Genomic DNA, 19,221 nt, shown 5'->3' with positions numbered 1-19,221 from the left:
CTCACTCGCCGGACGGAGGGTCACGGAAACACCCCGTGCAGATACCAGCGCGGCGGCTCCGCCCGGCCGTAATGGCCCAGGCGGTAGAGCCACAGGCGCAGCCCCTGTTCGTCCTCCACCCGGTAGTAATCCCGCTCCTCGGCATCCTCGTGCCACCATTCGGGGGCGATGCGCTCGGGCCCGTCGGCGCGCACCACGCGGTGCAGCTTGCCTTGCCAGCGGAAGCGCAAGGGCGGGGCGTCGGGAATGGGGGCCATGGCCTCGATGGGCTCGGGGTGGGGCAGCAGCCGGATGGGATAGCGCCCCGCCGGCCAGCCTTCGGCGGGAGGAGGGGCGCCGGGGGCGAGGCGGCGGACGCTGCGTTCGGGCACATGGCTGGGCCGGGGCGCCAGACGCATCAGCCGTCCCGGCCCCAGCCGGTTGTCCAGGGCGTCCAGCAGGCGCGACAGCTGCGCCTCGCCCGCCGCTCCGCCCAGGTCGGTCTGGGCGGCGGCCTGGGGCTGAACCACCCCGGCCTCCAGGCAGGCGGCCTCGATGCCGAAACCGGGGCGGATCTCGGCCAGCCTGTCACGGAACAGGCGGGCCAGATGAACCGGGTCGCGGCTGGGCGCGCCGGTGCCGATTTCGGCGCGGGCCAGGGTGCCGTCTACCCGGAACAGGGTGAGCTCCAGGCGGCGCGCCCCCTGTCCATCCAGGCCGAGACGGCGGCACAGCCCCTCCAGCAGATGGTCCAGGGTGGCGGCGATGTCCTCGGCCCGGGAAATGGGATCGGCGAAGCTGGCGTGGACGCGGTAGGGGGCGGGCGGGCGCCGGGGCGAGATGGGCTCGGGCTCGGCGCCCAGCGCCTGATCCAGCCGCCACACCGCCTCGCGGCCAAAGCGCAGCGACACTTGGGCCCGGGGCAGGCCCAACAGATCGCCCAGGCGGCGCAGTCCCAGGTCGGACAGGGTCTGGACCGTGGCCGGCGGCAGGCGCAGCGCCGCCAGCGGCAGCGGCGCCAATTGGTCCGGGCTGTCCAGGATGGGAGTCGTTGCGTCGCCGAATCGAGCCCAGGCCCAGGCGGCTCCCGGCGTGGCGGCCAGGGCGGCGCGCACCGTCAGGCCGAGCCCTTTGAGGCGTCCGGTTAACTGCTCCAGCAGTTTTGTTTCGCCGCCGAACAGATGTCCGCAGCCGCTGATGTCCAGCCACAGGCCGGCGGTGCCCTCCACCGCGCACCAGGGGGTGAACAGGGTGCAGCGCTCGGCCAGGGCGCCCAGCAGGCGGGCATCGCCCTGCGGGTCGTGAGGGGCGATCTGCACGTGGGGAACCTGGGCCAGGGCCGAGGCCAGCTTCATGCCCGGCCGCAGGCCCTGGACCTGGGCGACCCGGTTGACCGCCATCACCTGACGGTGAGGCCCCGCGCTGGCGGTGACCAGGGGGATATCACGCCACGCGGGCGCGCTCCGGCACAGCCGGTCGGTCGGCAGCCGGGGCAACCAGACCGAGACGATGCGCCGTTCCATCCCATTCCACCTCCCATTGTCCCACCACGCCCCGCTCATCGGGAGAGCGCCCCCGGCAGCGGAGAAGTTCCAGGCGCCAGCGATTGTCGCCGCCGCTGGCCGCGCCTACCCGCCAGCGGGTCAGGGCCGCCGTGACGGCGGCGGCCGAACGGTTGAGCAGCAGCACCGTGGTGCCGCTGTGTCCCGCCGCCAGTTGCAGCCGCCGGGCGGCGGTGAAATCCATGCCGCGCACCTCGCCCAGCACGGCGGCCAGGGCGGAGGCGCGCGCCGCTTCCTCCAGCGCCCACAGGGCGGCCTTGGGACGTCCCGTCATGCCCACCACCAGCCGTTCCGGCCCCAGGCCGAAGCCGGTCAGGCCGGGGGCATGGGGCGGACCGTTCTCGGCCAGCCACAGCACCGGCTTTCCCGTCAGGCGGGCCAGCCCGCCCAGCAGCCCGGCGGCGAACCCCAGGGCCGCGCCGTCATGCTCGGCGGCCAGGGCGGCGGGCGAGACCTCGTGCAGCCCGCCCGTCCTCAGCCCGGCGCAATCCGGCAGCCCCAGGGGCAGGACCGGGCCATGGCCGTCCTCGCCGTTCCCGTCCAGGGCGGCAATGCGACGACGCAGGGATTCGAGGCTGGGCGAGGGCATCATCACTCCTTGTGTTCATGAAATGTTCGCGCACTTCCGGGCGCGGAGTCAAGGGCGATCCGCCGGGGGGGACTTATACCAGATCGGCCAGCGGGACGATGGCGATTCCGGCGCCGGTCAGGACGTCCCGCAGATGCCGGGCCAAGGCGACGGCATGGGGATCGTCGCCATGGACACAGACCGACTGGGCGCGGCAAGGGATGTCCTTGCCGTCGAGCGAGCGCAGGGTTCCTTGGGTCACCATGCGCAGCACGTTGGCGGCGGCTTCTTGCGGGTCGTGGATCATGGCCTGCGGGTGAGACCGGGGCAGCAGATTGCCCGCGGGGTCGTAATTGCGGTCGGCGAAGACCTCTTCGACCACGGCCAGCCCCACCTCGTGTCCGGCGGCGACCATGGCCGAGCCGCTGGGCGCCAGGAAGATCAGCCCGGCATCGGCGGCCCGGATGGCGCGGGCCACCGCCAGGGCCGCCTCGCGGTCGACGGCGGCCAGATTGCTGAGCGCCCCGTGGGGCTTGACGTGGCGCACCGTCGCGCCGCAAGCCCGGGCGATGCCCTGAAGGGCGCCGATCTGATAGGCCAGGATGGCCTCGATCCCGGCGGCGGACAGGGACATGGGCCGCCGCCCGAAGCCTTCGCGGTCGGCATAGCCGGGATGGGCGCCGATCCCCACCCCCCGGGCCATGGCGGCCTGGACGGTGCGGCTCATCACCATGGCGTCGCCGGCATGGAAGCCGCAGGCGATGTTGGCCGAGGACACGACGCCCAGCATGGCCTCGTCATCGCCCATGGCCTCGCCCAGATCCGAGTTCAAATCCACGCGCAGCGCCATGGCCGCCTATCTCCCCAGTCCACTGACGGCATCCACCATGCCCGAGATCAGGTCCGCGCCATAGAGGGCGTCGAGATCGATGCCGGTGGCCGGCACGGGAACGATCTCTCGGATCAGCCGCTGAATTCCGTTTTCCTGGGCGCGGCGCAAGCTCTCGGCCTCGGCCACCGTCACGGCGGCGAAGGCGAGGACGGTGCCCGGCACGGCGCGGCCCAGGCGGGGCAGGTCGGCGGAGATCACCGTGGCGATCTTGGCATAGCCGCCCACCGTCTGGTGGTCGGCCAGCAAGATGATGGGCAGGCCGTTGCCCGGCACCTGGATGCAGCCGCTGACCAGTCCGTCCGAGGCGATGTCGGCCGAGACGCGGTGCCGCAGCTTCGGGCCGTCCAGGCGTAGTCCCATGCGGTCGGCTTCCTTGCTGACGCGGTATTGCGATCCCAGCAGGGTGGCGACGGCGTCCTCGGTGAAGGCCTCCCTTTGGGGGCCGAGCACGACCCGGACCGGTCCCGCGCCGTAATCCATGGGCTTGGCGAAGGTCATCTCGTCGCTGTCGCGGCACTGGCCGAGGCGGAGGGGCAGGATGGTCCCCGCCACCGGCGGGCGGCCGCCCAGCGGCCCCAGCCCGGCCCGGCCATAGGAGGACAGGCTGCCCAGCACCGGGGGAAGGTCGAATCCGCCCTCCACGGCGAGATAGGCGGTGGAGGCGCCGCTGACGGCGCCGACGGTCAGCGTGTCGCCGCGCCCGAGCCGGTGCGAGCGGTTGGAGGCCAGGGGCCGGGGCGGGCCGCCATCGGCCACCGCCAGCCGTACCTCGCCGGAGACGGCGATGCGCACGGACTCGGCGGCGACGCGGATCACCGGCCCCACATAGCTGATCTCCAGGCAGGCTTCGCCCGGCCGGTTGCCCACCAGGGCGTTGGCCTGTCGCAGGCCCACCGTGTCCAGGGCGCCCGAGGGCGGCACCCCCAGATCCTGAAAGCCGAAGCGGCCCAGATCCTGGACGGTGGTGTAAAGGCCGGGATGAACGATCTCCAGTCCGTCCGCCATCACGGGTCCTCCGCCAACAGCAGGCGCTCGGGCGCCACCAGGGTGGAGTCCCGCCGGGCGGCCTCGAACTCGGCGCGGTCCATGGCGCGAAAGCGCACCCGGTCTCCGGCGGCCAGTAAAATGGGCGGCTCGCGTCCCAGGTCGAAGAAGCTGACCGGGGTCTGGCCGATCAGATGCCAGCCGCCGGGGCTTTCCCAGGGATAGACGGCGCACAGGGCATCGGCCAGGGCCACGGAGCCCGGCGGCACCTTGAGCCGGGGCGAGGCCCGGCGCGGCCGGCGCAGCGCTTCGGGCACGCCGCCCATATAGGCGAAGCCGGGCATGAAGCCCAGCATGTAGACCGTGAACTCGGCCCCGGTATGCAGGGCGATGGCCTCGTCCCGCGACAGGCCGGCGGCCCGGCCCAGTTCGGCCAGATCCTCGCCCAGGTCTTCGTCGTAGCAGGCGGGAATGACCCAGGTCCGGCCGCCCCCGGCGGGCGCGGCGGCGCTTTGGGCGGCGATGGCGCGGATCTCGGCCTCCAGGACCGCCCGGCCGGTGAGCAGCGGGTCATACTGGACCAGCAGCGAGCGGAAGGTGGGAATGGTCTCCACCAGCCCGGCCAGGCCGCCTTGCCGCCGGGCCAGCAGCACGCCATGCCGCAGGGCGGTCACCCGGGCATTGGCGGCGGGGTCGACGCCGTCGCCGAATTCCACGGCAAAGGCGGTGTCGCCCAGATCGGTGATACGAAAATTGTCCATGACCATGGAAAGAGTGAAGCAGGGTTGATCCCATCTGACCAGGGGGGTCGAAGCCTTATCCTTGCGTTTGGCGCTATGGCGATGCCGGAGTGAAACATGTAGGCTCGACCCGGGTCGCCCTGGTTGTTCCAGCGCGTTTCGCATGTAACCCTTCCAGAAAAGAGAAGGGGACAACGCGGCCACAGGCCTGGGAGGGATGAATGCTTGCTTTGATTGCAAATACCCGGATTCTGATCAAGGTTTTCGTTGCTCCCGTTATCCTGATCATCTCCATGCTGGTGCTGGGCGTGGTCTTCCACTTCGCCATGGCGCGGCAGAATCTGGCCATGGACAGCATGGTCAACACCTCCTTCGCCAACAGCCGGGCCGCCGCCGAACTGGACGGGATGGCCGCCACCATCGAGTCCAATCTCTACCGTCTCCTGGGCTGGAAGGCCGCCAAGGAGGACAAGGACAAGATCACTCAACTGGACAAGCAGTTGAACGCCGACGTGAAGGCCTTCAGCGACAAGGCCAACCAGCTGCTCAAGGCCATGGAGGCCGAACCCGCCATGGCCAAGCACGTCAAGGATTACGCCCTGGCGGTGGGTGATGTGCTGGGCATGTATGAAAGCGACCATATCACCGCGCTGTCCATGATGGGCGCTACCGAGATCGAGTATGACGGGCTGCGCGCCGACCTCCGGGGGCTGGCGGCCAAGGCCGCCTCCCGCGCCGCCGATGATTATCGTGATACAGCCGCCCTGGCCGCCTCGACGGAAGTGAATTACGCCCTGGTCCTGGGGGCCTTCCTGCTGATCGGCGCTCTCGCCACCCTGGCCATGGGGCGGATGATCGCCCGGCCCGTGGACGAGATCACCCGGGTGATGGGCAAACTGGCCGGCGACGATCTCGACGTGGACGTGCCCTTCCTCGACCGGGGCGACGAAATCGCCGAGATGGCGGCGGCGGTCGAGGTGTTCAAGGCCAACAAGCGCCACGCCCAGGAACTGGAACAGGCCCAGAAGGCCGACCAGGAGGCCAAGGAGCAGCGGCGCATCGCCCTTGAACAGCACGCCGCCCGCTTCGAGGCCAGCGTCACCGGCACCCTGGAGGCGGTGGTCGACGCCTCCGGCCACATGCAGAAGACGGCGGGCGAGATGGAGTCCATCTCCGAAACGGTGAAGCTGCAATCCGAGGCGGTGTCCAATGCCGCCGCCCAGGCCTCCGACAACGTCAATTCCGGTGGCGGCGGGCGCCGAGGAATTGTCGGCCTCCATCAAGGAAATCGGCCGCCGGGTCAGCCATTCCAGTTCCATGGCCCGCAACGCGGCCCGCGAATCCGAGGAAGCCACCGAAATCGTGCGCGGTCTGGCCGAGGCCGCTCAGCGCATCGGCGAGGTGGTGGACCTGATCAACTCCATCGCCGCCCAGACCAATCTGCTGGCGCTGAACGCCACCATCGAGGCGGCGCGGGCCGGCGAGGCGGGGAAGGGCTTCGCGGTCGTGGCGGGCGAGGTCAAGACTCTGGCCACCCAGACCGCCAAGGCCACCGAGGAGATCGCCAGCCAGATCGGCGTGGTGCAAAGCCGCACCAGCGCGGCGGTGGGCGCCATCGCCCATATCAGCGGCACCATCAGCGAGATCGACGCCATCTCGGCCGAGATCACCCAGGCGGTGGACCAGCAGGATGCCGCCACCCAGGAAATCGCCCGCAACGTCCAGCAGGCGGCGGTGGGGGCGCTGACGGTGACCGACAGCATCCAATCGGTCAGCGCCGCCACCTCGTCCAGCGGCCAGATCGCCACCGACGTGCTGGATTCCGCCCGGCAACTGGTGGCCAAGGCGGATTCGCTGCATGCCGGGGTGGATTCATTCCTGGCCGCCATCAAGAACGAGGAACAGATCACCCATTCCGACGATCTGGCCTTCGCCGATTATGTCCGGGCCGGGGCCGCCGATCTGGCCCGCCGGCTGGAAGGCGCGGTGGAGCGGGGCGAGATCGGCCTCGACGACCTGTTCGACGACTCCTACCAGCCCATTCCCGGCACCTCGCCCCAGCAGGTTACCACCCGCTTCACCGAACTGGCCGACCGGTTATTCCCGGAAATTCAGGAAAAGGCCCTGGTCCAGTTCCCCAAGGCGGTGTTCTGCGTCGGCGTGGATCGCAACGGCTATCTCCCCACCCACAATGCCAAGTTCTCCCAGCCCCAGGGCAACGACCCGGTGTGGAACGACGCCAATTGCCGCAATCGCCGGATGTTCACCGATCCCACCGGCCTGGCCGCCGCCCGCAACGCCGCCAAGCCGTCCCTGGTGCAAAGCTATCGCCGCCAGATGGGCGACAAGAGCGTCCTGATGATCGATGTCTCGTCGCCCATCATGATCCGCGGCCGCCATTGGGGGGCCTTGCGCCTGGGCTATGCGGTCTGATTCATTTCCTGACGGGCCGCCGCCCCGGGGCGGCAACCCGTCAGGCTCGGGTCATGTGAGGCTCAGGCGCCGGGTTCCAGCCTGACCACGACCCGCCGGTTGGCCGCTCGCGCCGCCTTGGTGCGGCCTGGGGCGCGGGGGCGTTCCTTGCCGAAGGAGATGGCCCTGATCCGCTCCCCGTCGACGCCGCGCCCGATCAGGTATTGCCGCACCGTCTCGGCCCGGCGTTCGCCGATGGCCAGATTGTATTCGCGGGTGCCCGTGTCGTCGGCATGGCCCTCGATGATCACCGGAATGGAGGCTTCCCGCGCCAGGATGCCGGCCACGTCGTCGAGGATTTGCCGAGCCTTGGCGTCCAAATCCAGCCGTCCGGCGGCGAAGAGGATTTCCATCTCGCGCAGCTCGGTTCTGGGGCGGGCGGGGGGCGGGCCGTAGACGGCCAGGGGAGTCTCGCGCCGGGTCAGCGGCTCGTCCGCCGTTTCCACGGGAGACTCGCAGCCGGTTCCGCCGGCGGCCAGGGCGGCGGCGGCAAAACGCAGCAGGAAATCGCGGCGGCTGTCAGTCATCACATTCTCCCATGTCACCGATCTTGCGCAGGCCGCAATGGACGGTCTGCGGGTCCTCGGGGTCGAACAGGTGGAACCCGCCGCCCTCGCACAGGTCCCAGTGGTCGCACGCGCCACAGGCCTGCGGCGCGGCGGCGCGGCGCTCCTGGCGGAAACGGCCGAAGCCGTCCCGCCACACATCGAGGAAGGCGGACTGGCGGATGCTGCCCTCGGTAAAGCGGCGCGAGACGCTGGGGCAGCCGGTCACGCCGCCATCGTGCAGGATGGTGGCGATCACCGTGCCCGAGCCGCAGTAATGCAGGCCATCGCGTACCCGGCATTCCCAGTCGGGGCCCCAATAGCCTTCCTCGCTGAGGGTGACCGTGATGTCGTTCCGCTCCTGCCGGGCACGGGCGATGAAGGCCAGCAGGTCGCGGTATTGCCCACCCGACAGCATCAGCCCGGACTCCCGTCCGGCCCGCCCGCGCGAGAACACCGGGGTGAAGCGCACCTGCGGCACGCCCAGGCCGGCCAGATGGTCGACGAAAGGCTCCAGCCGGTCGACATTGAGGCGGCTGACGCAGCAGATAACGTCGAAGGCGGTATAGAAGGGATCGGCCACCAGCCGTTCCAGCGCCGCCGAGACCTGACGGAAGGCGCCGTCCCGCCGACGCAGGGCGTCGTGATCCGGTTCCAGCCCATCCAGGCTGACCGAGATGGTGGACAGCCCCGCCGTCTTGAGCGAGGCCAGCCGCGCCCCATCCAGCAGCATGGCGTTGGTGGTGATGCCCCAGCCATAGCCGAGGCCGGCGGCGAAGGCGCCGACCTCCTCGATGTCGCGGCGGATCAGGGGCTCGCCGCCGATGATGGCCAGGGTGACGTGGCGCGGGTCGCAAGCCTGGGCGATGGCGGCCAATTCCCGCTTGATCGCCTCGGGCGGCAGTTCCCGGTCGCGGCTGGAATTGTCGCGCAGGCAATCGCTGCCGCAATGGCGGCAGGCCAGATTGCAGCGCAGCGTCGCCTCCCAGAACAGGTAACGCAGCGGATGCTCGGCGGCCAGCCGGGCCTTGGCGGTCACGAACCGCTCCAGCCTGTCGGCCACGGCCTCCTGACGATCGGTTCGGGTCCCGGTCATGCTTTTCCCCCGGGGATTATTCAACCACGGAATTTGGCCCCTCGAAAGGGGCGGAATGATGGCGCGGGTGTGTTCTTTTAATTGTACGCGGCATAGGTGGCGGATAAGTTATGGTAAGTGTCTTTCCGGGGCGGGATCATGGAAATAACTCAATCAAACGTCCGTAGCCGGCTTGGCGGAAGCGCTCGAAAGCTTGAGGATGCGGTCGTGGACATGCTGTCCCGTCTTCCGGGGGTTTGGCGGATCGAGCGAAATATCGATGTAGAGTTCGGGGGCCGACCTTTTGAAGTCGATGCCATCGTCGAATTCGATCCCGTACAGGCCGAGATATTCGGGTTGACGCCAAATGTCATTGTCGAGGTTCGGTCGAGGGTCGGCGCGGCAGACGTCCGTTCAATCCGCTCCGCGCTCAATATGGTGATGGGGGTCCGGAGGAATTACGGGGGCTTGGTTATCACGCCGGGCGTTGTTTCCGACAAGCTCAGGGCCGACCTGCTCCCCACCGTCGCATGGGACCGGGACGCTCTTTCCGAACTGGCAAGGCGCTTCCCCGACGCCCTGGCCCCCATGCGCCCCTTCCTCGAAGCCGCCGTCTCCCGGGGACGCCCGGCGGCGTCTTCGAAGTCGGAGACGTCAGGGGCTGAGCCCCCCTCTGTCCAGCCCAGGGTTTCCCTTGTGGTCACGGACGAGGGCTGGCGTCTGCCCTGTGATGCCTTCGTGCTGCGCCTGGGACCAGGTGGAGCCTTCGAGGGGGCGAGTTTCGAGGCGTTTCAAGCCGCGACAGGCGGTGCCCTGGAAGACACGATCATTGCAGCCCTTTCCGGCCGTCGGCTGGGGCCGGAAAATCCGCTTCTCTGTCTCATTCGGGGCGACGGCCTGCCACGGAACCTGATCCTCGCCACCGCCTACCGCGGACAGGGCGGCCCGTCTCCTGGGGTTGCTGTCAGCGCCATTCTCCGTCTGGTGGAAGAGGAGGGGCTGAAGAGTATCGCGCTGCCCCTCATCGGCGCGACAGATAGCGATGACCTTTCCGTCCTTGACGCGATCAAAAGGGCGATCGACGAGATCAGTCTGTCCCGGCCCCTCCACGTCATCGTGGTTTTGGGCACGGGGGAGGACGCCGCCTATGCCCGCCGGCTCTTTCCCGATGCCGAAATCATCGACCAGCCCCCGACCAACGGCAGAGCTGAATCCGCCACGGCGCTGCCCTGGGTCAACTCCGATGCCATCGGCCGGGGGCCGGTGGTGGACCAGTTGGGGGTGCAGGGGAAGGCCAGAACCTTCGCCACGTTGCTGGCCGCCGGCTCGACTCCCATGCCTCTGGCCATCGGCCTGTTCGGCAATTGGGGCAGCGGCAAGAGCTTCTTCATGAAGCTGATCCGCCAGGAGATGGAGGCGATCGCCAAAACGGCCCCGGCCGACGGCGCCTATTGCACCAATGTCGCGCACATCACCTTCAATGCCTGGTACTACCTGGACAGCAATCTCTGGGCTTCGCTGGCCTTGAGGATCTTCGACGGCGTGGCGGCCCAGCTGGCGGGGCGCGATCCCGACCGGTCGGTGACCGTGGCCGTGGCAAAGGAGCGCCGCCGGCTGGCCGAGAGCGTTTCCTCCAACCGCCGCCTCAGGGCCGAGGCCGAGGAGGCCATCAAGGCCATCCAGGACTCGCGGGCGGCCACCGAAGCCGCGATCGCCGCCAAGCTGTCCGAGCGCAAGGCGGCGGCGGCCAAGGTGTCGGTCGCCAGCCTCGGCGCGGCGCTGGCCAAGCTCCATGGCGGCGACTGGCAAAAGGATCTGAAGGCGCTGACCGGGAAACTGGGCAAGGATGTTCCCAACGACCTCGCCCAGTTGGAGACCTGCCTGGCCGACGTCAACCGCACGGCCACCTCGGTGGCGGCCCTCCTGCCCGGCTTCGTGCTGGGCTGGCCGGTCTGGCTGCGGACCGGGGTGATCGTTTCGGCCTTGCTGGGCCTGTCCTATCTGGTGGCGAAGTGGCCCGATGTTCAGAGCCATCTTGCCTCGCTGATCCACGTCAATTTCGAACCGGCGGTGGCGGCGCTTTCCTCCCTGACCGCGTTGGCGGCCTGGGTGGCGCAGCGCATCAATACGGTGAAGCAGGTGCCGGCCCAGGCGGCGGGCCTGTTGAAGCGGCTGGAGGAGGCCAGGGGCGTCCTGCTGCAGGCCGGACCCGGAAAGGATGACGAGGGCCTGAAGGCCGTCGCCCGCCTCGACCAGGACATCGAGGCCCAGCGGCAGCGGGTGACCGAGGCGGACAAGGAGATCGCCTCGGCGGTCACCCGGCTGCAGCAGATCGAGGCCGGGGCGCTGATGTACGACTTTGTCCGCGAGCGCGGCTCCGACCGGCAATATCTTGACCGCACCGGGATCATCTCGGTTCTGCGCCAGGACCTGGAACGCCTGGAAGACCAATTGGAGCGACTGGGCAAGGAGAAGGGCTCCAAGGTCCAGCGCATCGTCCTTTACATCGACGATCTCGATCGCTGCGAGCCCTGCCAGGTGGTCGAGGTGTTGCAGGCCGTCCACCTGCTGCTGGCCTACAAGCTGTTCGCCGTGGTGGTCGCCGTCGATGCCCGCTGGCTGGAGCGCTCGCTGTACAAACGCTATCTCGACGGTCACGAGGACATGACCGACGACGAGCGCGCCGCCAGCGAGTTCAGCCCCCAGAACTACCTGGAGAAGATCTTCCAGATTCCCTATCGCATGCCGGGCCTGGGCAAGGAGCCGTTCCAGCAGTTGGTTTCGTCCCTGGCCCGCCGGTCCGCCCCGGACGCGGCGGCCGGGGCGACGACCGGCGGCTTGTCCGAGAACGACGATGGGGACGCCGACGACGGCGAGGAAACGGGCGAGCGGGAATCGGCCCTGTCCTCCTCCGATTCCGGCGGGACCGATGCCCTGGCGGCCGATGTCTCGAAGGCCGCGGACGCGGCGGCGGAACCCTCGGCCCCGGCGGAGGTGCCTCCGCCCCTGGAGCTGGCCCCCCATGAAATCGCCGCCATGTCGGCGCTGCATGACTTCGTGGCGACGCCCCGTGCTGCCAAGCGGCTGATGAACGTCTATGTCATGATCCGCATGCAGATCGCCGAGGGGGCGACGGAACATCTGGTGGAACTCAGCGACGAGACCCGGAGCGGGGCGCGCGACCTGATCACCCTGCTGGCCATCGATATCGGCTTTCCCCGGGCTGCCCAGACTTTGCGCCATGCCCTGGGAAAAGCCGTGGACGATGGGGATATCCGGACCACGATCGATGGTCTTACCGCCCTGTGCGGCCCTGATCAGATGCATTTGCGTGGCCAGTTCCGGGCTCTGGACGCGGCCTTGACCGAGCTCCCCTCCCGCCCATCCATCCAGGATCTGCGCCGTTGGCTGAATTTCGTCGATCGCTTCAGCTTTCACGAGGCCGAGGCGGTGCCGGAAGCGGGCAAAAAAAGGGACCCGCGGCCGGAGCCGGCGGGTCCCAGTGTTCATCCGGGAGGATGAGCTACTTGGCCTTGGACGCATCCCACTGGGCGAAGGTCGAGCCGGCCTTGGCCAGCTTTTCCAGCAGAGGGGCGGGGGTCCAATAGCGCGGGTCCAGGGTCTTCTGGAATTCGACGATCTTGTCGTAGATCACCTTCAGACCGATCGTGTCGGCGTAGAACATCGGGCCGCCGCGATAACGGGGGAAGCCGTAGCCGGCGGTGTAGACCACGTCGATGTCTGAGGCACGCAGGGCGATGCCTTCCTCCAGCAGCTTGGCGCCCTCGTTGATCATGGAATAGAGGCAGCGTTCGAGGATCTCGTCCTTGCCGGGCTTGCGGGCGGGGACGTTCAGGCGCTTGCCCTCGGCGTGCATCATCTCGATGACCTCGGGGTCCGAGGCGCGCTTGCGGTCGGGGCTGTCATAGCGGTAATAGCCGCGCCCGACCTTCTGGCCCAGCCACTTGTTGGCCACCAGCAGGGTGGAGCAGCGGTAGAAGCTGGGGTCGTCGGGGACCATGTGCGGATTGGCGATGCGAGTGTTGTCGCCCACCTCGACACCGGCCATGTCGTAGACGGCCAGGATGCCCATGGCCATGCCCCAGCCCTCCAGCGCGCCGTCGATCTCGGCCGGCGTGGCGCCCTCCAGCACCATGCGCTCGGCCTCGCGGCCATAGGGGTCCATCATGCGGTTGCCGATGAAGCCGTAGCAGACCTTGGAGACCACGCCGGTCTTCTTGATCAGCTTGGCCATGTCGAGAGCGGTCAGCAGCACGTCCATGGCGGTCTGCTTGCCCTGGACGATTTCCAGCAGCGGCATGACGTTGGCCGGGCTGAAGAAGTGCAGACCGATGACGTCGGCGGGACGCTTGGTGGTATTGGCGATCTCGTCGATGTCCAGCGTCGAGGTGTTGGTGCCGAGAATGGCGCCGGCGGGCAGCACGGCGTCGAGCTTGGCGAAGATGTCCTTCTTCAGCTCCATCTTCTCGAACACCGCCTCGATGGCCAGATCGGCATCCTTGAGGGCGGCGTAGTCGGTGCTGGCCGACAGCAGGCCCATGCGGCTTTCCAGCTGCTCCTGGGTCAGCGAGCCACGCGACACCGAGCGCTCGTAGTTCTTGCGGATGACGCCCAGGCCCCGCTGCAGGTTCTCGTCCGAGACGTCGATGATGGTCACCGGAATGCCGATATTGGCAAAGCACATGGCGATGCCGCCGCCCATGGTGCCGGCGCCGATGATGCCCACCTTGCGGATGGGGCGCGCCTTGATGTCCTTGGTGATGCCGGGGATCTTGCGCACTTCGCGGTCGGCGAAGAACAGGTGGCGCATGGCCCGGGCCTCGACGGCGTGCTCCAGCTGCTTGGAGATGTCGGCCTCCAGCCGCAGGCCCTCGGCGAAGGACAGGGTGGTGGTGGCGGCCATGGCTTCCAGCGCCTTCAGGGGCGAGGTGCGGTTCTTCATGGTCTTGGCCACCTGGGCCTGACGGGCGGCGATGATCTCGGCGTCCTTGGCGGCGTCCTTGGGCGCCATGTCGCAAGTGCGGCGCACGCCCTTGCCCTCGGCCACCAGCTTCTTGGCGAACGCCAGGGCGGCGGCATTGAGGTCGCCCGAGGCGATCTCGTCCACCAGGCCCAGTTCGGCGGCCTTGGGGGCGGGCAGCGGCTTGCCGCTCAGCACCAGATCCATGGCGGCGTCCAGGCCGATCAGGCGAGGCGCGCGCTGGGTGCCGCCGGCGCCGGGGATGATGCCCAGCGACAGCTCGGGCAGGCCGATGCGCGCACCCTTGTCGGCGATGCGGTAATGGCAGGCCATGGCCAGTTCGGTGCCGGCGCCCAGGGCGGTGCCGTGCAGGGCGGCGACCACCGGCTTGGCGCAGTTTTCCACCAGGTTGAACAGGTCCTGGTGGTGGGGCGCCTTGATGCCGGTGTCGAACTCGCCGATATCGGCGCCGGCCATGAAGGTGCGTCCGGCGCAGAGCACCAGCACCGCGTCATAGTCGCTGCGGGCGGCCAGATCGGTGAAGACCTTCTGCAGGCCGGCGCGCACCGGATGATCGGCGGCGTTCACCGGGGGGGAGTCGATGGTGACGGTGGCGATGCGATCGGAGACGGAAAGAGTGACGACGTCGCTCATGATGTCGGTTCCTTGAATGAATTCGCTGCGGTTCGGTCGGATCAGGCGCCAGTCGCTCAGGCGTCGGTGACCTGGAGCACCACGGCCATGGCGCTGTCGCCGGCGGCGCAGCCGGAGAACAGGCCGTAGCCGCCGCCCTTGAGGGCCAGCTCCTCGATCACCTCGATGATGCCGCGGGTGCCCATGGGCGACTGGGGGTGACCCCACAGCAGCGACGAACCGAAATTGTTGAAGCTCTTCACGTCGATTTCCAGCGCGCGGGCGAAGGCGAAATCGTTGGCGGTGAAGGGATTGTGCAGCTTGATGACGCTGACCTGCGACAGGCTGATGCCGGCCTGCTTCAAAGCCGCCATGGCCGCGGGCGCCGGGGCCTTGGGCATGTAGGCGGGCTCGACCCGCTTCTGGCCGAAGCCCAGGACGCGTACCCGGATGGCCTTGTTCTTCGACAGTTCCCTCGCCTTGTCGGGATTGGCGACGATCAGGGCGGCATTGCCGTCGGCCGGGTGGGTCTGGCAGCCGAAGGTAATGGTGCCGTCGGGCATCACCGGCTTCAGCTTGGCCAGGCCCTCGGCCGTCGAGACGCTGACGCCCTCGTCGCCGGCAAGCGTGGTGGCGACCTTCTTGAAATTGGGGGTCGGCACGTCGAAGGGCAGGGTCATGAAGCGCTTGAGGAAGGCGCTGTCATTGGCGGTGGCGGCGGCGTACTGCTCCTGGCGGTACAGCACCAGATCGTGCTGCTCCTGCGTGTTCAGGCCGAATTCCCGGGCGGTGTTCTCGGCGGTGACCAGCATGGACTTGGTGGTGACGGGATCGAAGCCGAAATTGTCCATCACCCAGTTCTCGGCGTCGCCGGTGCCGCCGGGGGCGGCGGGCTTGGGATAGAACACGTGCGGGCCGTTGGAGGTGCGGTCGCAGGTCATCACCAGCGACACGCCGGCGATGCCGTCATTGACTTCCTGGCTGGCGACCTGCAGGCAGCGCACGCCGGTGGCGCAAGCCTGGGAAATGGTCGGGCCGCCCACCTGTCCGGCGCCCAGCATGGAGGTCAGCCAGGGCGTGCCGAAGAACGAATGCTTCTGCGGCACCGAGATGCCCATCACGGCGGCGTCGAACACGCTGGCCGGGATCTGCCGCTTGGCCAGTTCGGCCTTGGCCACATGGGCGGCGAATTCCATGGAATGGAGGTTGGCGTAGGCTCCCTGCCAGCGCGCGAACGGCGTGGACCAGTAACAGCCGTAGGGGATCTCGACATTGTAGGACATGACGCACTCCCAAATGTTTCCTTGCCGCGCAAAGGCGGTGACGCGGGTAACTCCCGGATTGCCCCCACTCTAGCGGCCTTCAGAAATGCGGTAAAGGCAAATATTTGCGTTACACAACAGTTGACCAGGTAAACAATATCGGCGCAAGGGGGCCTTTCCCAGAACCCAGGCGGGATTCAGGCCTACGAAACGGGGGTGTAGAGGCGGTGAAGCAGGTCGCGCAGCACGATGCGCTCGTCGTCGGACAGCTGCGAGGTGATGCGCAGATCATGCTCGGCCACCAGCCGCTTCAGCTCGGCCAGGGTCTTCTGTCCGGCGGCGGTCAGCATGATGGCGTAGGTGCGGCGGTCGTGGGGCGAGGGGACGCGGCTGGCCAGTCCCTTGCCTTCCAGGGCGTCGATGAGGATCACGGCGCCCGAGCGGTCGATGCCCATGGTGGCGGCCAGGGTGGTCTGGGACAGGCCGGGATTGGCGCCGATGATGGTCATGGCGGCGAATTGCGACGGACGGATGTCCAGCGAGCCCACGGTGCGGACATAGTCCTGATAGACCACCACCTGGGCGCGGCGCAGGCGATAGCCGACGATGTCGTCCAGGATGTCCAGTTCCATTCCCGCCAGCGGCGAGGGCGGCGACGGCAGACCCTTGGCCGACGCCTTGCCGGATGGGGTCTTTCTGGTTCGCGTGGTCGCCAAATCAGCCTCTTTCGACAATTGCTGGGGCAAATGTGTATTGGTTTTGGGCCGGCTGCACAACCGCAATAGGTGGATGCGGGCGCATTCGTCTATGCCTGACGGGCTGTTCCGCTGGGGAAAAAGCCCGCTTCGCGGTAGGGCTGCCGCCCTGACCCGTTCGGAGGCACAGCCTCCCAACCTCCAGTGTTCTTGAAAACGGAAGGGGCATTTTTCGCAGCCCGCTAACCCGTTGGGGGGGCTTGTTTCATCTTTGGAGAGTTTCCACTTATGTGACAGAAGTGCCCTGCGCTTCGGCCCGGGGAAAAGACACTCCTTCATCACAGGGGGGTACAATGATTTCCATGGCCATCCACACCCACCATCCCGATGTCCGATTGGTAACGCCGGCCCAGGCCGCCGAATGGCTGAATGCCGGCTGGCGCGACGTTTGGCGCAATCCCGGTCTCAGCCTGGGATTCGGCGCCGTCTATGCGGCGATCGGCATGGGGCTGTTCCTTGTGCTGAATGTTCTGGACATGGGGTCGCTGCTACTTCCCCTGGCTGCCGGCTTTATGCTGGTCGGCCCCCTGGCGGCGGTGTTTCTCTATGAGATCAGCCGCCGGACCGAGGCGGGCGAGGTCGTCGATCTCGGCCGGGTGGTGGGCGGGGTCACGTCGCGCCTGGATCAGGTCGGCAATATGGGGCTGGTGCTGTCCATTCTGCTGATGGCCTGGCTGCTGGCCGGGCTTGTGGTGTTCGCCCTGTTCTATCCGCCGGGCATGCCGTTGCCCCTGGGCAATTTCATCGAGGATGTGGTGCTGCGTCCGGAATCCTTCCGGTTTCTGACGGTGGGAACCCTGGTGGGTGGCGTCCTGGCAGTGATCGCCTTCTCCATCAGCGTCTTCGCCATGCCCATGCTGCTGGACCGTGACGTGAGCGTCATCGAGGCCATGGAGTTCAGCGTCGACGCGGTACGCGTCAACTGGCGCACCATGATCGGCTGGGCGGCCACCATCGCCGTGGTGACGTTCTTCGGCATGGCCACCGCCTTCGTCGGCATGATCGTGGCGTTGCCAGTCGTCGCCCATGCCAGCTGGCATGCGTATCGCGATGTGATGGGAAGGCATTGATTCTTCACGTCACAGCCCCTTACAACTCCTTTCCCTTCGTTGGTGGACCTCCCTATGTGGGCAAGGCAAGGTTGTAGTAGCGCCACTGCAACCTTTCTTGTCCGCAGGTACATCATGGATCCATCGCTCAGAGAGATCATCGCCCACGCGGTGATGGACGCCCGCAAGGGAGGGTTGGATTCCCTGGCCCAACGCTCCGCCGCCATCGCCGTCCTGGCCGGCATGATTCCCAGCCTGGATTGCGACACCGTCCGGCTGATCGTCGACCAGCTCTATCCCCTGATCAGCGACCTGGGCGTCGCCGCCTGACCCTGGTTCCGCTTCACGGAATGACGATCTTGCCGGGATTCATGATCCCGGCCGGGTCGATGGCGCGCTTGACGGCGCGCATCACGTCCAATGCCTCGCCGTATTCCTCTTCCAGGAAGGCCATCTTGCCGTGGCCCACGCCGTGCTCGCCCGTACAGGTGCCGTCCATGGCCAGGGCGCGGCGGACGATGCGGTGATTGATGCGCTCGGCCTCGGCGGCTTCCTCGGGCTTGCCGGGATCGACCAGCAGCATGACGTGGAAGTTGCCGTCGCCCACATGGCCGACGATGGCCGAGATCAAGGGCGTGGTCTTCAGATCCTCCTCGGTCTCCAGCAGGCACTCGGCCAGGCGCGAGATGGGCACGCAGGCGTCGGTGGTCCAGGCGCGGCAGCCGGGCCGCAGGCCCACGCCGGCGTAATAGGCGTTGTGGCGCGCCGCCCATAATTTGGTGCGTTCCTCGGCGCCGGTGGCCCATTGGAAGCCCTCGGCTCCGAATTCGGTGGCGATGGCCTCCACCTTCTCGGCCTGCTCCTGTACCGAGGCGGGGCTGCCGTGGAATTCGAAGAACAGGGTGGGCGCCTCGCGGTGATCGGTCTTGGAATAGCGGTTGACCGCTCCGATCATCACCTTGTCCAGGAACTCGATGCGCGCCACCGGCACGCCGGACTGGATGGTGAGGATTACCGTGTTGACCGCCGCCTCGATGGAGGGGAAGGGGCAGACCGCCGCCGAGATGGCCTCGGGAATGCCCTGCAGGCGCAGCGTCAGCTCGGTGATGATGCCCAGCGTGCCCTCCGAGCCCACGAACAGACGGGTCAGGTCATAGCCGGCCGAGGATTTGCGCGCCCGGCCGGCGGTGCGGATCACCCGGCCGTCGGGCAGCACCACCTGCAGCGACAGCACGTTCTCGCGCATGGTGCCATAGCGCACCGCGTTGGTGCCCGACGCCCGGGTCGCCGCCATGCCGCCCAGGGAGGCATCGGCGCCAGGGTCGATGGGGAAGAACAGGCCGGTGTCGCGCAGATATTCGTTCAGCTGCTTGCGGGTGACGCCAGGCTGGACGGTGACGTCCAGATCCTCGGCCCTGACCTCCAGCACCCGGTTCATGCCGCTGACATCGATGCAGACGCCGCCCTTCAGCGCCGCCACGTGCCCCTCCAGCGAGGTGCCGGTGCCGAAGGCGATGACCGGCGTGCCGTGGGCGGCACAAGCCTTCACGGTCTCGGCCACCTCCTCGGTGGACTGGGCGAAGACCACCGCCTCGGGTGGGCAGGCAGGGAAGTGGGACTCGTCCTTGCCGTGCTGCTCGCGCACGGCCTGGGCGGTGGAAAAGCGCTCGCCGAAGCGGCTGGAAAGGTCGGCGAGGAGGTCGGCGGAAAGGGGCATGGATGAA

Annotated in this window: 15 protein-coding genes and 1 pseudogene; 5 read left to right on the top strand and 11 right to left on the bottom strand. The window is 68.0% G+C overall.

Annotation, left to right across the window (positions count from 1 at the left end; genetic code table 11):
* Nucleotides 1-20: 20 nt before the first annotated feature.
* From AMB_RS15105 to pxpB, 5 genes are all read right to left on the bottom strand, one after another.
* On the bottom strand, nucleotides 21-1,502 hold the full coding sequence (locus AMB_RS15105; protein ID WP_011385375.1) for a Y-family DNA polymerase: 1,482 nt from the start codon (nucleotides 1,500-1,502) through the stop codon (nucleotides 21-23).
* A complete protein-coding gene (locus AMB_RS25300; RefSeq protein WP_158303978.1) occupies nucleotides 1,423-2,130 on the bottom strand; it encodes an ImuA family protein in 708 nt (235 codons plus the stop codon). Before AMB_RS25300 ends, AMB_RS15105 begins: the two co-directional genes overlap by 80 nt.
* A gap of 73 nt (nucleotides 2,131-2,203) precedes the next feature.
* Nucleotides 2,204-2,959 (bottom strand): LamB/YcsF family protein, encoded by a 756-nt coding sequence (locus AMB_RS15095; RefSeq protein WP_011385373.1) that lies wholly within the window; start codon nucleotides 2,957-2,959, stop codon nucleotides 2,204-2,206.
* A gap of 6 nt (nucleotides 2,960-2,965) precedes the next feature.
* Entirely contained in the window at nucleotides 2,966-4,006 is a 1,041-nt protein-coding gene (locus AMB_RS15090) for a biotin-dependent carboxyltransferase family protein (protein WP_011385372.1), read from the bottom strand.
* Nucleotides 4,006-4,746 carry a 5-oxoprolinase subunit PxpB gene (gene pxpB / locus AMB_RS15085; RefSeq protein ID WP_043744708.1) on the bottom strand — a complete coding sequence of 247 codons (741 nt, stop codon included), beginning with the start codon at nucleotides 4,744-4,746 and terminating at the stop codon, nucleotides 4,006-4,008. Before pxpB ends, AMB_RS15090 begins: the two co-directional genes overlap by 1 nt.
* A gap of 200 nt (nucleotides 4,747-4,946) precedes the next feature.
* Here pxpB and AMB_RS26910 point away from each other — a divergent pair.
* Both AMB_RS26910 and AMB_RS26490 read left to right on the top strand, forming a co-directional pair.
* A pseudogene (locus AMB_RS26910) lies at nucleotides 4,947-5,648 on the top strand (methyl-accepting chemotaxis protein); the annotation flags it as partial.
* Nucleotides 5,649-5,991: 343 nt separating this feature from the next.
* Complete coding sequence (locus AMB_RS26490) at nucleotides 5,992-7,158, top strand: methyl-accepting chemotaxis protein (RefSeq protein ID WP_269446026.1); 1,167 nt, start codon at nucleotides 5,992-5,994, stop codon at nucleotides 7,156-7,158.
* A gap of 62 nt (nucleotides 7,159-7,220) precedes the next feature.
* Here the strand turns inward: AMB_RS26490 and AMB_RS23490 are convergent, their stop codons facing one another.
* Nucleotides 7,221-7,724, bottom strand: a complete 504-nt coding sequence (locus AMB_RS23490) for an OmpA family protein (RefSeq protein ID WP_011385369.1) — start codon at nucleotides 7,722-7,724, stop codon at nucleotides 7,221-7,223.
* Nucleotides 7,717-8,838 (bottom strand): radical SAM protein, encoded by a 1,122-nt coding sequence (locus AMB_RS15065; protein ID WP_011385368.1) that lies wholly within the window; start codon nucleotides 8,836-8,838, stop codon nucleotides 7,717-7,719. Before AMB_RS15065 ends, AMB_RS23490 begins: the two co-directional genes overlap by 8 nt.
* 447 nt (nucleotides 8,839-9,285) lie before the next feature.
* Here AMB_RS15065 and AMB_RS15055 point away from each other — a divergent pair, with 447 nt between their 5' ends.
* Nucleotides 9,286-12,339, top strand: a complete 3,054-nt coding sequence (locus AMB_RS15055) for a P-loop NTPase fold protein (RefSeq protein ID WP_158303977.1) — start codon at nucleotides 9,286-9,288, stop codon at nucleotides 12,337-12,339.
* A 1-nt stretch (nucleotide 12,340) separates the two neighbouring features.
* On the opposite strand, the gene AMB_RS15050 is transcribed toward AMB_RS15055, so the two are convergent.
* The 3 genes from AMB_RS15050 to AMB_RS25745 all read right to left on the bottom strand — a co-directional run bounded on the left by AMB_RS15050 (nucleotide 12,341) and on the right by AMB_RS25745 (nucleotide 16,409).
* Nucleotides 12,341-14,452, bottom strand: a complete 2,112-nt coding sequence (locus AMB_RS15050) for a 3-hydroxyacyl-CoA dehydrogenase NAD-binding domain-containing protein (RefSeq protein WP_011385366.1) — start codon at nucleotides 14,450-14,452, stop codon at nucleotides 12,341-12,343.
* 56 nt (nucleotides 14,453-14,508) lie between these two features.
* The gene (locus tag AMB_RS15045; protein WP_011385365.1) at nucleotides 14,509-15,714 is read right to left on the bottom strand and encodes a thiolase family protein; all 1,206 of its coding nucleotides are present in this window, start codon (nucleotides 15,712-15,714) and stop codon (nucleotides 14,509-14,511) included.
* Nucleotides 15,715-15,896: 182 nt separating this feature from the next.
* Complete coding sequence (locus tag AMB_RS25745) at nucleotides 15,897-16,409, bottom strand: MarR family winged helix-turn-helix transcriptional regulator (RefSeq protein ID WP_158303976.1); 513 nt, start codon at nucleotides 16,407-16,409, stop codon at nucleotides 15,897-15,899.
* A 332-nt stretch (nucleotides 16,410-16,741) separates the two neighbouring features.
* Here AMB_RS25745 and AMB_RS15035 point away from each other — a divergent pair, with 332 nt between their 5' ends.
* On the top strand, nucleotides 16,742-17,518 hold the full coding sequence (locus AMB_RS15035) for a DUF2189 domain-containing protein (RefSeq protein ID WP_011385362.1): 777 nt from the start codon (nucleotides 16,742-16,744) through the stop codon (nucleotides 17,516-17,518).
* 114 nt (nucleotides 17,519-17,632) lie between these two features.
* On the top strand, nucleotides 17,633-17,827 hold the full coding sequence (locus AMB_RS25295) for a hypothetical protein (RefSeq protein ID WP_148207428.1): 195 nt from the start codon (nucleotides 17,633-17,635) through the stop codon (nucleotides 17,825-17,827).
* A 13-nt stretch (nucleotides 17,828-17,840) separates the two neighbouring features.
* On the opposite strand, the gene AMB_RS15030 is transcribed toward AMB_RS25295, so the two are convergent.
* Nucleotides 17,841-19,214: an FAD-binding oxidoreductase gene (locus AMB_RS15030; protein ID WP_011385361.1), complete on the bottom strand. Its 1,374-nt coding sequence runs from the start codon at nucleotides 19,212-19,214 to the stop codon at nucleotides 17,841-17,843.
* Between the last annotated feature and the right edge of the window lie 7 nt (nucleotides 19,215-19,221).

The organism is Paramagnetospirillum magneticum AMB-1, assembly GCF_000009985.1.
In the GTDB taxonomy this organism is placed as follows: domain Bacteria; phylum Pseudomonadota; class Alphaproteobacteria; order Rhodospirillales; family Magnetospirillaceae; genus Phaeospirillum; species Phaeospirillum magneticum.
This window is presented reverse-complemented; position numbering and strand designations above follow the sequence as displayed.

Coding starts and splice junctions, on each gene's coding strand:
- AMB_RS15105 (WP_011385375.1), bottom strand. CDS start 1,502: ATGGAACGGCGCATCGTCTCGGTCTGGTTGCCCCGGCTGCCGACCGAC.
- AMB_RS25300 (WP_158303978.1), bottom strand. CDS start 2,130: ATGCCCTCGCCCAGCCTCGAATCCCTGCGTCGTCGCATTGCCGCCCTG.
- AMB_RS15095 (WP_011385373.1), bottom strand. CDS start 2,959: ATGGCGCTGCGCGTGGATTTGAACTCGGATCTGGGCGAGGCCATGGGC.
- AMB_RS15090 (WP_011385372.1), bottom strand. CDS start 4,006: ATGGCGGACGGACTGGAGATCGTTCATCCCGGCCTTTACACCACCGTC.
- pxpB (WP_043744708.1), bottom strand. CDS start 4,746: ATGGACAATTTTCGTATCACCGATCTGGGCGACACCGCCTTTGCCGTG.
- AMB_RS23490 (WP_011385369.1), bottom strand. CDS start 7,724: ATGACTGACAGCCGCCGCGATTTCCTGCTGCGTTTTGCCGCCGCCGCC.
- AMB_RS15065 (WP_011385368.1), bottom strand. CDS start 8,838: ATGACCGGGACCCGAACCGATCGTCAGGAGGCCGTGGCCGACAGGCTG.
- AMB_RS15050 (WP_011385366.1), bottom strand. CDS start 14,452: ATGAGCGACGTCGTCACTCTTTCCGTCTCCGATCGCATCGCCACCGTC.
- AMB_RS15045 (WP_011385365.1), bottom strand. CDS start 15,714: ATGTCCTACAATGTCGAGATCCCCTACGGCTGTTACTGGTCCACGCCG.
- AMB_RS15035 (WP_011385362.1), top strand. CDS start 16,742: ATGATTTCCATGGCCATCCACACCCACCATCCCGATGTCCGATTGGTA.
- AMB_RS25295 (WP_148207428.1), top strand. CDS start 17,633: ATGGATCCATCGCTCAGAGAGATCATCGCCCACGCGGTGATGGACGCC.
- AMB_RS15030 (WP_011385361.1), bottom strand. CDS start 19,214: ATGCCCCTTTCCGCCGACCTCCTCGCCGACCTTTCCAGCCGCTTCGGC.